We start from the raw sequence: 13,038 nt of genomic DNA, 5'->3' as shown, positions 1-13,038 counted from the left end.
ACCCGCTGGTGAACGAGCCGGCCGCGACGGGATCCTCGTCGCGGTCGCGTATCGGGTACTGAGGATCGCTCGTCAGGTCCACTACCGCTGACTCACCGGGTCGAGCTCCCAGGCCCTGATCCGGTTCCCGAGATCACCTCCTCACGACGCAGGGACCGCACGGTCATCCCGCGATCCGATCGAGCACGGCCAGACGCGGCCACAACTCAACGGAACCGGTCAGGAGACGAGCTTCCGACTGGGGTCCCCCCGGCGCGGTGGGACCCATCGCGGATCGCTTCGACGTACCGCACTCGCCGGCCGGCTCGGGCGTCGTCGCGCAGGGGGGCTCCGTTCTCGTCCAGCTCGCGCACCTGGAAATCCAGGGCCAGAGCGATGCGCTCCTGCGCCGACCGAGCGGGTGGAGGTCGCCCGGCTCAGGTCACGACCAGACGCAACAGGACCTCCCCGGCCGCACCCAGCGGCAACACCAACAGCAACCACGCCGCCGCCGAACCCACGCCCCGAGCTCGCGCACCCACCGCCCGCGTCGCCGACGCGGTGGCGCCGAGGACCACCACCAGCAGAACACCGAGGACGCAGGAGACGACCGCCTCACCCGGGTAGCGCAGGTAGACCCCGTAGGTGACCACTCCCTCCGCGAGGAAGACCCCGCCCAGCAGCGCCGCCCCCAGCGCGGCCACCCGCGGCGTAGCCGCCCGTCGCCACCACCAGCCGGCCACCCCCAGGACCGGCCCGCCGAACGCACCGGTAGCGGCCCACAGCACGACGTTGGAGGGGTTGACGCCGAAGCCGCGCGCAGCGGACACGGCGTAGTAGCCGGCGACCTCCCCGAAGCACACCGCGACACCGGCCAGGACCGCGACCCAGGGCCGCCGGCTCCAGGCACCGACCAGGAACGCGGGAGCGACCCAGGGGCCCACCGCGTTGGCCAGCCCGGCGAACGGCCAGGGCAGCAGCGTCTGCAGTCCCGACGTCGACGCCCCCCACACCACGCCGATCAGCACTGCCGCACCCAGCAACGGTGCCGCACCCAGCCCACCAGCCGAGCCGTCGCGCCGGCCGCCCCCGGCCCACGGGAGCCGCGGCGAGGTCTTCAGGGTGGCGGGTTCGCTCATGGTCGAAGCCTGCCGCGCGACGACGATCTCAACATCACCGCGTGGTCGGATCCTCGACCAGCGATTCCTCGTGCCCCGGGTTGATGCCCGGGCTCGAACCCACGCTCGTACCGCTGATCGCGCGGTCGGGATCCAACGGTCACGCCCATGTTCGGACGCGAACCGAGCACGACGATCACCCGCATGTCGTCGATGAGCGGTCACCCCGCACGGGCACCGCGACGTGCCCGTGCCGGGTGCGCCAGCAGGGACGCCGATCACGTTCCGGCCCCGAGGAGAGGCATCTGCAGCACCGGACCCCTACCGGTCCGGCCTCGATCGGCGCGAACGGTGGCAGCAGCCGGCGGTGCGTCTGGCCGAGTGGTCAGTGAGACCCGAACGACGTCCACGCGACGACTCGGGCCGCGTCCCCGTCGAGGGCGTCGGGTGGCGGTGTCGGGGCCTTCCCGCTGAGGATCAGTCCGTCGGGGCGAGGCCGGGGAGGAAGAGCAGCCGGCGACGCATGGCGGTGGCGGCGATCCTGCGGGCCGGGGCGTACTCCGTGGAGTCGTACCAGGCCTGCAGGGTCGCCATGTCGGGCCACTGGACGATCGCGACCGCGACACCCGCCTGCCCTTCGGCGACCGTGGGGGAGGCTCCGAGGACGACGAACCGTCCGCCGAACTCCTCCACCACGGGCGGGGTCAGCTCGGCGTAGCGCTGGGCGCCGGCGGGGTCGAGGACCTCGAGGACCTCGGTGATGCTGTAGGCGGGCGTGCGGGCGGTGGTGTTGTCGAACACGGGATTTCTCCTCCAGGAGTTCTGCGCGGGCTGTCGTCGCGCGGTGTGGCGGTCGGGTTCGGATCGATGGGTGCTGCTGGGTGGTTGCTGGGTGTTTCGTTCGGGCCCGCGTCAGATGCCGGGCAGCTGACCGCCGTCGACCGCGAGGGTCACACCGGTGACCCACTGGGCACGATCGGAGGCCAGGTAGGCGACGGCCTCAGCGACGTCACGGGGGTCGCCGGGGCGCCCCAGCGGGATGGCAGCGGTGACGTCGGCGGTGGTCTCGGCGAGGGAGGCGCCGGTCGCATCGGCGATGTCCTGGCGGATCGCGTCGGCGCCGGGGGTCAGGACGGTGCCGGGCACGACCGTGGTCACACGAATCCCCTCGGGGGCGAGTTCGGTGGCCAGGGCTTTCCCGTAGGCGTTGAGCGCGGCTTTGGCGGCGCCGTAGTGGGCCAGCAGTGGTGGGGCGGTCAGGGCCGCTCCGGAGGAGATGTTGACGATGGCGGCGCCGGGGCCGGTCTCGCGCAGCGTGGGCAGCAGTTCGCCGGTGACGCGGACGGCGGAGAGGTAGTTCAGGTTCAGCGCGTCGAGCCACTCCTCGTCGGGAATGGTCGAGGTGCCTCCGAGGTGGGTGCGGGCCGCGCCGGCGTTGTTGATGAGCACGTCGACGCCGCCGAGCGCCTCCAGCGCTGCCGCGGTCAACGCCCGCACCCCAGTGAGGGTGCTGACGTCCCCGGCGATGAAGGTGGCGCGCTGCGGTGTCTGCTCGGTGGCGCTGCGCGCGGTGGCCACGACGTCGGCGCCGCCGTCGAGGAAGCGCTGCACGATGGCGGCGCCGATCCCGCGGGAGCCTCCGGTGACGATGACCCGCTTGCCGGCGAAGTCGGGGGGTGGCGGGGCAACGGTTCTGAACATGCGGTCCACAATACGGGTTCTGGACCGTTTGTCCACGAGTTATGGACCGGAAGTTCAGATCGGCGTAGGATGACGGCATGGCGCGACCACGCAAGTTCGACGAGCACGACGTCGTCCTCGCAGCTCGCCGGCAGTTCACCGAGACCGGCTACCACGGAACCTCGGTGGAAGACCTCTCCCGTTCCACGGGCCTGAGCAAGGGCAGCCTCTACGGCGCCTTCGGCGACAAGGAGACCCTGTTCCGACGGATCTTCGAGGAGTACTGCGCCGCGTCCGACCAGAGCGCCGCCGCCCGGATCGAAGGCCCGGAGGACCAGGCCCTGGACCGCCTGCGCGACTGGCTCCACTCGCCGGAAGGGAGCAGCGACGACTCACGCCTCGGGTGCCTGCTGGCCAAGGGCACGGCCGAACTGGCCTGGACGGACGAGGTCATCGCGGCCCGATCGCTGGCGACGTTCGAGATGCTCTTCGACAGTTGCCGCCAACTCATCGAGCAGGCCCAGCGCGCCGGGCTCGTCGACCCGGCCGCCGACGCCGCGGTGCTCGGCCGGTTGATCGTCGCCACTCACCGTGGGCTCGAAGCCCTCACCGAGGCGGGGGTCGACGCGAAGACCCTCAACCGGATGGCCGACGCCGCGATCGACAACATCACCTCCACCGCGATACGCGGGTAGCCAGCCCTCGACCGCTGCGCGCAGCGGCTCCCGTCTGTCGTTGCGATGACGAGCGGTCGGCGACTCGCGCACGCGCGGGTGGTCGCGATGGCGCTCGCGCGAGTGACGGACGAGTCGCTCGGGAAACGTCCGTCCGTAGCATTGAACGTTCGGTCCAATACCTGCACACCTAGACCTGCCGATCCGAAACGGATCCGTACCCCCGCCACCTCAGGAGGCCCCTCATGGGTCGGTTCGACGCCAAGACCATCCTCATCACCGGTGGCACCACCGGAATCGGTTTCGCCACCGCACAACACTTCATCGAGGAGGGGGGCAACGTCTTCCTCACCGGACGCCGTGAAGCAGAACTCGCTGCAGCCGTCGCCCGACTCGGGGAACGCGCGACCGGTGTGCGCGGCGACGTCGCCGATCCCGCCGATCTCGATCGGACCTTCGAGGCGGTGCGTCGGCACAGCGGGTCGCTGGACGTCGTCTTCGCCAACGCCGGCGGAGGAGGCAGCCTCGCCACCGTCGAGCACTTCGACCCTGACGACTTCGACGCGACGTTCGGCCGGAACGTCCGGGGCACCGCCCTGACCGTCCAGAAGGCGCTGCCTCTGATGAGTGCAGGCGCCTCCATCGTGATCACCGGTTCGACCAGCGCCGCCACCGGTCACCCCGGGTTCGGCACCTACTCGGCCAGCAAGGCCGCCGTCCGCCAGTACGCCCGGGTCTGGGCAGCCGAACTCGCACCTCGCGGGATCCGCGTCAACACCGTGGTCCCCGGGCCCACGGACACCCCCGGGTTGCGCGGGATCGCTCAAGGCGACCCGACGCAGGAGACGGCGCTGCTCGCGAGCATGGCCGCGGGAACGGCGCTGGGGAGAGTGGGTGACCCCCGCGAGATCGCTGAGGTCGTGCTGTTCCTCGCGTCGGAGGGCGCCAGCTTCGTCACCGGGGCTGAGTTCCTCGTCGACGGCGGAGAGGTCGAAACCCGCACCGTCTGATCTCCATCCGAACCAGCGCTTCCACGACCACGGCCATGCCGATCCTGCGTGGCCCACCACTTCCCCCGCCGTGACACTCTGCTCCTCCTGGAAGTCCTCCAACCGGTGGGGAAGGTTCCCGTGAACGTCAGCTACTCCCTCGCCTACCGCCTCGGCATCACACCGTGGGAACGCGCCATGGAGGTGGGCGCCGCCCAGTTCACCGCGCTGATCGAGCGCGAGGAGACCGAGCGCGTCGCCCCTTTCGGCCATGCCCTCGACCTCGGGTGCGGCACCGGCGCGCACGCCGTGCAACTGGCCGGCCGCGGCTGGGACGTCAGCGCCGTCGACGCGGTGCCGTCCGTCGTGCGTCGGACCACCGAGCGGGCGCAGGAGCACGGGGTGGACGTCCACGCCCTCGAGGGTGACGTGACGGCCCTGGACCCGGCCCGGATCGGGGCCCCTGTCGACTTCTTCCTCGACGCGGGCTGCTTCAACGGCCTCCGCCGCAGGCAGCGCTCCGCGCTGGGCCGCGGGATCACCGCCTGCGCCGCGCCGGACGCCACCCTGCTGGTGCTCGCGTTCGCGCCGGGGCGCCGGGGGCCTCTGCCCCGCGGGGCCAGTTCCTCCGACGTCACCGAGGCCTTTCCCGGCTGGGACGTCGTGGCCCAGGAAGCCACCGACAGCCGGGGGTTCCCGGGGCCGCTGCGCGCTACCGCTCCGCAGTGGTACCGCCTGCGCCGCCGCTGACGGGTGTTCGTCCCGGACGCCCGTGAGGTGTGCCACCCCCGTGGACGGGGAAGGTACCGGGGGTGATGTTCACCCTCTTCCGCACCCTGGCCGCCGTTCGCGGAGCCAAGGCGCTGCACCCGCGCGGGACCGTCCACACCGGCCGACTCGTCCGGCACGGCCTGACCCCGGGGACCGGGGTCGCCTGGATCGACGAGCCGGGCTCGGACCGCACGGTCGTGCGTCTCTCCCGCGGCGCCGGTCTGCCCGCCCCCTGGCCCGACGTCCTGGGCCTGGCCCTGCGCGTCGAATCCCCCGACGGCGGTCCCTGGGACGTGCTGCTGTCGACCACGCTGGGCCGGCGGGTGCCGTTCCCGCGCCGCGACGCGCGCTCGGGTCTGCACTCCAGCATCGCGGCCTTCCAGGGACCGCGCGGGCCGTTGCTGCTCGGCGCCCGGCACGTCGGGGGCCGGTTCCTGCTGGCGGTGGCGACCCCGCGCGGACCGTGGAGGCCGTTCGCCGAACTGTTCCTCGACGAGGGCGAGGTGGACGAACCGATCACGTTCGAACCGGTCCGGAACGCCGTCGCGGGGTTGAGCGTGCCGCAGCGGTGGCGCCGGATCCGCGAACCCGGGTACGCCGGTTCGCGGCAGGGCCGCCGTTGACACGGGTTCGGGCGGGGTTCGGGCAGGTGGGTCGTCGACCGCGGTGAGAACGTCGACGCCGGCTGCGATCACCGGGAAGGCCAGGACTTCCCCGAGGGCTGGGCGCCTACTGCGCACTCACCGCTCGAGCAGGCAGCCGCCGGGCCAACCACGGCAACAGCACCAACGCCCCCGCACAGCCCGACGCGACCGCAGCCCACGGCAACCACGACCCCACCGCGAACAACCCCACCAGCAGCGGCGCCAGCAGCGCGGCGGCGTTGAAGCTGTACTGCACCGTGGCCATGTACCGACCGTGGGCGTGCACCGGCGCGGACGCCTCAGCCATCGCCATCACCCGACCGGTGAGCATCCCCGAACACGCCAGCACGCCGGTGGCGACCAGCAGCCACACCGGTTGCCACGACCTGCCGATCAGCGGTGCGCCCGCACACATCGCGCACCACACGATGGTCAGCGCGGTTCCGAGGGCGACGGTGCGGGTGCGCTTCCACGTACTCGTCCACCGCACGACCAGGCCGGCACCGGTGCTGGTGACGGCCGTCAGCAGCACCACGCACGCGCCGGGGACCCAGGCGGGTGCGTGGAGGCGGTCCAGTGCCCAGACGGAGAACCCCACGAGGAAGACGTCGGTGGCCAGACCGGTCAGGGCCATCAGCACCAGCAGGACGAGGAAGGGGCGGTCACGCCACGGACGGGGGGCACCGGTGGTGACCGGCTGTGCCGCTGGGGCTCCGTCTGCGCGGTGGACCCGGAGGTCGCCCGCGACCAGGCGCCACAGCAGGCCCGCGGCCAACAGGAAGGTGAGCGCGTCCACGGCCACGGCGATGCGCAGGGCGGGCGTGTCCAGCCAGGTCAGGAGAGCCGCAGCGACCAGGGCCCCGAGGCCGAAGGCGGCCGAACGGATCATCTCGACGTGGGCGAAGGCACCGTCCTTGGGACCGTCACCGGCGACGGCGGAGATCAGCGAGAACAGGGAGCTGTAGAAGGTCTGCGTACCCGCCGCGACCAGCACCGCCCCACCGATCGCCAGGACCACCCCGGACCCCCACCCAGCTCCCCCGCTGCTGCCGACGGTGCCGGCCAGGAGGTAGAGGGTCATCCCGACGGTCTGGAGGAGCTGGGAGGTGATGACGACGCGGCGGGGTCCGAAGCGGTCCACGACGGTCCCGACGACGAGCGGTGCGCCCAGGCCCAGGAGGGTACCCAGGAAGAGAAGGGTTCCGGCGAACCCGACGGAGAGGCCGACGACCTGCACGCTGTAGACCAGCACCAGGGGCAGGAACAGGCCGGAGCCGACGTTGTCGACGGCGAGCGCCACGAGCAACCCCCAGCGGGAGCGACTGTTCTCGCGCGACCAGGTCGGGGGCTTCTCGCTGCCCACTGCGGTGTGTGCCACAGGTCACGACCGTAGAGCAGACCCCGGTCCGGGGTGAGGATCACGAACGGTGGGCGCGGCGTTCTCGTCACTCACCCACACTGCCCTGGACGAAGGAGGAGAGCGCACGCGTCGAACGGGGAACGGTCGAGTCACCAGCAGGTCGAGACGCCCGAGGTCAGCTCGGGGGTCAGTCCACCGGTAGCGGTGGGTAGAAGGTTTCCGGCAGGGCCCGCAGGGCGCGGACCATCGCATCCGTCCCGTCGAACTGGAAACCGAGTTGCGTGGCGTACGCGGCGCACGCCTCCACCTTGGCGTCGAGTTCTTCCTCCGTGGGGTACCGGGGGTCGCCGAGGGGAGCCTCCGCTCCCGCCCGCAGGACGTAGGGGGTGTCCGCCCAGCGGGCCAGGCGCAGATCCCGGTCGTGGGCGAGGGCGTCGACCGCCGTGCGCACGTGGCGGTGGTCGACGTGGTCGCCGAGAGCCTGCGGGCCCAGCAGCAGGTCCACGGAACCCCCGAACCGCTCGTCGAGGAACGCCGTGAGGGCCTCCCCGATCGCGACCGGGCACCCCTCGTCCCCGGGGACGACGGGCCCGAAGAGCGCTGCGGCGCTGTGGTACCCGCGGTGCGGCGCTTCGAGCAGGGGGAGGTGGAAACCCGTCGTGCCGAGGGCGGCGCCGGCCTCGGCGTCCTCGGCACGACGCAGGGCCATGTAGTCGACGTCGTCGGCCAGACCCTTGTCGGTCTGGCAGGCCAGCGCGAAACCCGTCGGGTCCGCCACGCTGCCGGTGAAGACGGTGAGCACCGTGACCTCGGCCCCCGCGGCCACCAACCCGGTCAGCAGCGCCCCGGCGGAGAACACCGCGTCGTCCAGGTGCGGGGAGACGGCGAGGACCCGCGCGGGGTCCACCCCGGCGCGGTTCACAGGAGGTGGGGGGTGACGAGGAACCGGCAGTCGGAGTCGGCGGTCGTGGGTTCCACGCCCCGACCCCTGCTGGTGGGCCGTTCGGCGGGCGGGACCTGAGTCCACGCGGTGTCCGGCGGCGTGGCGACGACCCGGTGGTAGACGGCTTCCACGCGTTCCGTCAGAGCCGGCCAGGACCAGACCTCGCGCACCTCGCTCAGCGCCTGCTGCGCCAGCTTCGGCCCCAGGGCCGGGTCGTCGAGCAGACGACGCAGGGCGTCGACCAGACCCGCGACGTCGCCGACCTCGTGGAGCAGACCGTTCTCGCCGTCGCGGACGCAGTCCACGACGCCCACCGTGCGGGTGGTGACGACGGGGAGCCCGGCGGCCATGGCCTCCAGGATCGTGTTCGAGAAACCCTCGGACTGGGTCGGCGAGACGAACACGTGGGCGTCGCGGTAGACGGCGGGCGCCGCGGTGTAGGGGACGTAGCCCCGCTGCTCCACGACGTCGTCCAGGCCCAGTTCGATGACGAGTTCGGCGACCGCGGTGACGTCGGGGCCGATGCCGGAGACGAGGAGCCGCACGTCACGGCCCTCCGCGCGCAGCGCCGCGAGACCGTGCAGCAGGTCGAGGACGCCCTTGCGACGGTCGACGCGGCCGTGGAAGAGGAGCGTCACCGGCCCGTCCGCGGGCAGCACACCCACGGCGACCTCGTCGGCGGGGGTGAAGGCCTGCGTGTCGGTGGCTCCACCGACCAGGTCGAACCGTTCCGGGTCGGTCCCGTGGTGGTCCACGACCTCGTCGGCGAACGTCCGGGAACCGATGAGGACGGCCCCGGTGTGGTCGAGGACCGTGCGGATCCCGACGGAGTGGGCGGGACAGCACAACCCCACCCAGTGCCCGTCGCCTCCCTGCACGCTGACCACCGAGGGCAGGCCGAGGGACGCGGACGCCTCCAGGACGGCCATCCCGGTGGGCCAGGCGTACTGGGCGTGCAGCAGGTCGAACGGTTCCTCGGCGTGCAGGCGCTCCACGGTCTCGCGCATCGTGGCGATGTCGGCGTCGAAGTCGGCGGGCAGACCCTCGCCCGACCGTTGCTCCCCCAGCGCCTCCAACCCGATCGCGCGCACCCCGGCCGGAACCCGGTCCGCGGGCGGCGGACCGCCGCCGTAGACGGCGCTGCCGGCGGGGTCACCGCGGAACTGCGACACCAGGACGACCTCGTGGCCGCGGGCGACCAGACCTTCCACGAGCTTCTCCGCGTAGACGCTCATGCCCGACACGGCGGGCCAGTAGCGGCGGGAGACGAGGCAGATCCTCATGCGGTCCATCCGTTCTCGCGGGCCACGGCGGCCGCGTGCAGTGCCGGTTCGCGGTAGAGCGGGTACAGCTCCCCCAGGACGCGGTCGAGCGCGGCCCGGTCCAACCAGGCCGGGCCGCCGAGGCGTTCCCGGGCAGCGTCGGTGAGGTGGACGGGTTCGGCCGAGGCGGGAACCCCGTCCTGTCCGGGCACCCCGAGGCCGGCGATGCCGTGCAGGCCCGTTCGACCGTCCCCGCGTTCGAGGAGGTCCACCAACCCGCGTTCCCCGATCCGGCCGTAGCTGACGATCTCGACCTCGAGCCCCGGCACCACGACCCGGGCCACGGCGACGGGCCCGGCGGAGCAGTCGAGCACCAGCACGTCGAACCCGCGCTCGCGCAGGAGACCCACGAGGTGGGCGCAGAGGGCCTGCTGCTCGTCGACGCCCTCAGGGGCCCGCCACGTCGGCAGGGTGTCGAAGCGACGTCGGCTGCGCTCGGCCAGGACGACGGGTTCGAGCAGGGCTCGCAGCTGGGCGGCGTCCTTCTCCAGCCAGCCGAGCATCCCGCGCAGGGCGCGCTCCTCCTGGGTGGAGGGGTCGGCGGCGTAGCGCTCGACGTACCCGGCGGGGCTGATGTCCCGGACGGCGTCGAGGTCGCCGTGGGTGAAGGCCTTGCGCGAGCGGGCCGCGGCGAACTCCAGCACGGCCTTGCGCAGCGCCACCTCACGATCGGGGTGGGCGGCCTCGCCGGCGGCGGTCACCATGACCGGCTGCAGCGGGTCGTCGTCGGTGCCGACGACGGTGATGTTGGCGATGCCCCACCAGTCGTTGGCCAGCTTGGGCACGACCCGCACCCCCGCCGCCCGCAGCCGGGCCAGGGCGTCGCGGGTCACGGGGTCGGTCACGAGCCCGTCGTCGGGGCCGAGGTCGAGGACGACGCCGGTGTCCAGGGCCCGGAAGCGGGTCCCGTTGCCGTCGCGCTGCAGGAGTTCTCCGATCCCGTGCGCGACAGCGCGTTCCAGGCTGTCGCCGGCGCCGAGGCCGTTGCCGTGCCGGGTCACCAGGCGGGGCAGGTCGTCGACGAAACCGTCGGGCAGTTCGTCGGAGTCGCGCAGCACGACGTCGGCGGGGGCCCAGACGCGCTCCCCCGTGCCGTAGCGCTGCAACGGCAGCCAGTTCAGCGTCACGTCGGGCGTGTAGGGCGCGCCGGCGTCCAGGCACACCGCCGGCGGGTCCAGGACGGCGTCGGCTCCGAGTTCGGCGACCAGCTCGTTCCGCGTGGCGCGCCGGTGCTCCAGGGTGGCCACGGTGCGGCGCAGCAGACCCAGTTCCGCGGACTCGCCCCAGCTGGAGCGCCGGGCGTCGGCGTCGGTGCCACCGTACCCGTGGCCGATGGCGGCCACCCCGGCGTCGCCGGTCGCGGCGATCGTCCACCACGAGGGGATGCCGACGGTGTCCAGGCGGTAGGTCGGGAACTGGAAGCGGTCGCGCTCCCCCAGGACGTCGCGGAAGCGTTCGGTCGCGAGGTGGTCCTGCCCCTCCTGGACGGGGTGGTCGACGGTCAGGCGACGGGGTGCGGTCACGCGAAGACCTCCACGGTCCTGGTCAGCAGGTCCATCGGCACCGGAGACGCCGACGGGGGGTTGGCGAGCATGTGGTCGACGAGGGCCACGACGTGGGCCGTGGTGACCCCGCGCGCGAACTCGAAGGGACTGAAGACGGTGTCGAACTCCAGCTGCCCGACGATCTCGCGCATGCTGCGCAACTCGGCCCGGGACAGCGGGATCTGCGCGTGGAACGCCTTGTGGGCGCTCAGCGCCGCGGCGTTGCCATCCTCGTCGAGGTCGATCTTGAGGGAGTCGCCGCAGAAGAACAGTCCCCGATCGGCGTCGTGCAGGACGCTGTGCCCGGGGAAGTGCCCCCCGGTGCGGTGCAGGGTGATCCCGGTTGCCAGCTCGGTCCGGTCGTCGGCCGGCCAGGTCACGCGGAAGGCCTTGGTCCAGGTGAGGTCGTGGACGCCGACGGCGACGACCGGCGGGTCGAGTTCGTCCTGCAACTGCCACAACCCACCGAAACCGTGCACGTGGCTGGAGGCCAGGACGCGCAGGCCACCACGGCGGCGCAGTTCGGCCAGCGCGTCGGCGGAGTACCACGGGGCGGCCTCGAAGCCGAGCAGGCCGTCGGAGGTCTCCAGCACCCAGCCGTGCGACCCGAGCCCCACGACGGGGTCGCACCAGAACTCGGTGACCCCCGGTACGGCCTCGCGCCAGGACGTCGTCACGAGCGCGTCGACCTCGGTCTCGCGCAGGAACTCGAACCCGTCGACGGGCAGTGCGTTGCGGACGTCGGAACACACCGGGCACGACGGCGGCGGGGTGTGCGCGAACCAGCGCTGCCAGTGGCCGCAGTTCGTGCAGGAGTAGGCACGGTGCTCGCGGTGGGCCCGGGTGGGCAGGGGCGCCAGTTCCGCGGCGCGGACACCGCGCATCGCGTGGGCGTCGTCGGGTCCGGTCATGCTCGTGCCTCCACGGGTCGGTTCTCCGGGGCCGGACGCGACGGCGGAACGTCCACGCCGAGGGCGTCGTGCAGCAGGTTCAGCAGGCGCAGGTCGCGCGACATCGGGAAGCGCCAGTCCTCCCCGCCGGTGACCGCGGCCTCCAGGGCCCGCAGTTCGCCGGTGAACGGCGAGGTGGTGGTGTCGAACTCCAGGTCGCGGGACGCACCCGTGGCGGCGTCGATGAACTCCACGCGGCCACCGGCGTCCTGTCCCATGGTGTCGTTGGCGACGAGCTGCCCGGCGGTACCGACGATCTCGAGCCGACGGCGCGGCAGGGTCTCGACGGTGTTGAACGAGTTCGAGATCGTCACCAGCACCCCGGAGGGGGTGCTGCCGACGAGGACGGAACCGTCGTCGACGGCGTAGTCGTGGACGCGGTGCTGCACGTGGGTGGTGGCCGTGGACACGTCCTCGCCCAGCAGGGTGCCGACGAGGTCCAGACCGTGCGGGGCGAGGTCGATGTAGGCCCCGCCACCGGCCCGGACGGGGTCGACGCGCCAGTTGTCACCCGTGGTGCTGCCGGGCGGAGCCCACCCGGGCGGCAACCAGCACGCGTAGACGATGCGGACGGCCGTGACGGTGCCCAGGTCGCCCCGGGCGATGAACTCGGCCATCACCTCGTGGGCGGGGTGGAACCGTTGGTCGAAGGCCGTCGCGGCCACCACTCCGGCGCGTTCGCACCCGGCGACCAGCGCCGCGGCGTCCTCCAGGCTCGCCGCGAGCGGCTTCTCGCACAGGACGGCCAACCCCGCGTCGGCCGCGGCCAGCGCGACCTCGCGGTGGGCGTGGTTCGGGGTGGCGACGTAGACGATCTGCGCCCCCGGGGTGGCGAAGGCCGTGGCCAGGTCGTCGTGCGCCTGCGCGCCCGGGAAGCGAGCCGCGAGGGCGGTCGCCGCCCCCAGGTCACGGTCGACGACGGCGACGACCCGGCTGGTGGCCGACGAGGCCAGGGCGGGGGCCATGTGGTCGCGGGCGACCCAGCCCGCTCCGGCGATGACCCAGCCGGTCCGCTCGCCGTCGTGCAGTTCGTCAGGGGTGTTCACGGGACTCCTCGGTGGACG

The 13,038-nt window shown here is 72.7% G+C and carries 13 protein-coding genes; 4 read left to right on the top strand and 9 right to left on the bottom strand.

Annotated features, from left to right (window positions below; all coding sequences use genetic code 11):
• Positions 1–416 precede the first annotated feature (416 nt).
• The 3 genes from ACFQ46_RS22380 to ACFQ46_RS22370 all read right to left on the bottom strand — a co-directional run bounded on the left by ACFQ46_RS22380 (position 417) and on the right by ACFQ46_RS22370 (position 2,798).
• Positions 417–1,118, bottom strand: a complete 702-nt coding sequence (locus tag ACFQ46_RS22380) for a DUF6518 family protein (RefSeq protein ID WP_380262239.1) — start codon at positions 1,116–1,118, stop codon at positions 417–419.
• 456 nt (positions 1,119–1,574) lie between these two features.
• Positions 1,575–1,898: a DUF1330 domain-containing protein gene (locus ACFQ46_RS22375; RefSeq protein WP_380262237.1), complete on the bottom strand. Its 324-nt coding sequence runs from the start codon at positions 1,896–1,898 to the stop codon at positions 1,575–1,577.
• 111 nt (positions 1,899–2,009) lie between these two features.
• Positions 2,010–2,798, bottom strand: a complete 789-nt coding sequence (locus tag ACFQ46_RS22370) for an oxidoreductase (protein WP_380262235.1) — start codon at positions 2,796–2,798, stop codon at positions 2,010–2,012.
• Positions 2,799–2,875: 77 nt separating this feature from the next.
• Here ACFQ46_RS22370 and ACFQ46_RS22365 point away from each other — a divergent pair, with 77 nt between their 5' ends.
• The 4 genes from ACFQ46_RS22365 (at position 2,876) to ACFQ46_RS22350 (ending at position 5,834) form a co-directional block, all read left to right on the top strand.
• Positions 2,876–3,472 (top strand): TetR/AcrR family transcriptional regulator, encoded by a 597-nt coding sequence (locus ACFQ46_RS22365; protein ID WP_380262233.1) that lies wholly within the window; start codon positions 2,876–2,878, stop codon positions 3,470–3,472.
• A 224-nt stretch (positions 3,473–3,696) separates the two neighbouring features.
• The gene (locus ACFQ46_RS22360; RefSeq protein ID WP_380262231.1) at positions 3,697–4,461 is read left to right on the top strand and encodes an SDR family NAD(P)-dependent oxidoreductase; all 765 of its coding nucleotides are present in this window, start codon (positions 3,697–3,699) and stop codon (positions 4,459–4,461) included.
• 120 nt (positions 4,462–4,581) lie between these two features.
• Complete coding sequence (locus ACFQ46_RS22355; protein ID WP_380262229.1) at positions 4,582–5,190, top strand: class I SAM-dependent methyltransferase; 609 nt, start codon at positions 4,582–4,584, stop codon at positions 5,188–5,190.
• A 62-nt stretch (positions 5,191–5,252) separates the two neighbouring features.
• A complete protein-coding gene (locus tag ACFQ46_RS22350; protein WP_380262227.1) occupies positions 5,253–5,834 on the top strand; it encodes a hypothetical protein in 582 nt (193 codons plus the stop codon).
• Positions 5,835–5,940: 106 nt separating this feature from the next.
• On the opposite strand, the gene ACFQ46_RS22345 is transcribed toward ACFQ46_RS22350, so the two are convergent.
• The 6 genes from ACFQ46_RS22345 to ACFQ46_RS22320 all read right to left on the bottom strand — a co-directional run bounded on the left by ACFQ46_RS22345 (position 5,941) and on the right by ACFQ46_RS22320 (position 13,020).
• Positions 5,941–7,233 carry an MFS transporter gene (locus tag ACFQ46_RS22345; RefSeq protein WP_380262225.1) on the bottom strand — a complete coding sequence of 431 codons (1,293 nt, stop codon included), beginning with the start codon at positions 7,231–7,233 and terminating at the stop codon, positions 5,941–5,943.
• A 169-nt stretch (positions 7,234–7,402) separates the two neighbouring features.
• A complete protein-coding gene (locus ACFQ46_RS22340; RefSeq protein WP_380262223.1) occupies positions 7,403–8,122 on the bottom strand; it encodes a PIG-L deacetylase family protein in 720 nt (239 codons plus the stop codon).
• A gap of 11 nt (positions 8,123–8,133) precedes the next feature.
• Positions 8,134–9,441 carry a glycosyltransferase family 4 protein gene (locus ACFQ46_RS22335; protein ID WP_380262694.1) on the bottom strand — a complete coding sequence of 436 codons (1,308 nt, stop codon included), beginning with the start codon at positions 9,439–9,441 and terminating at the stop codon, positions 8,134–8,136.
• Positions 9,438–11,003, bottom strand: a complete 1,566-nt coding sequence (locus tag ACFQ46_RS22330) for a YcaO-like family protein (RefSeq protein WP_380262221.1) — start codon at positions 11,001–11,003, stop codon at positions 9,438–9,440. The genes ACFQ46_RS22335 and ACFQ46_RS22330 overlap by 4 nt, the downstream gene beginning before the upstream one ends.
• Complete coding sequence (locus tag ACFQ46_RS22325) at positions 11,000–11,935, bottom strand: MBL fold metallo-hydrolase (RefSeq protein WP_380262219.1); 936 nt, start codon at positions 11,933–11,935, stop codon at positions 11,000–11,002. The genes ACFQ46_RS22330 and ACFQ46_RS22325 overlap by 4 nt, the downstream gene beginning before the upstream one ends.
• A complete protein-coding gene (locus tag ACFQ46_RS22320) occupies positions 11,932–13,020 on the bottom strand; it encodes a Gfo/Idh/MocA family protein (RefSeq protein ID WP_380262217.1) in 1,089 nt (362 codons plus the stop codon). Before ACFQ46_RS22320 ends, ACFQ46_RS22325 begins: the two co-directional genes overlap by 4 nt.
• Positions 13,021–13,038: the final 18 nt, after the last annotated feature.

This window comes from Kineococcus sp. GCM10028916, assembly GCF_042674865.1.
Classification (GTDB): domain Bacteria; phylum Actinomycetota; class Actinomycetes; order Actinomycetales; family Kineococcaceae; genus Kineococcus.
The sequence above is the reverse complement of the archived record's forward strand: the minus strand, read 5'-3'. Positions and strand labels throughout refer to the sequence as shown.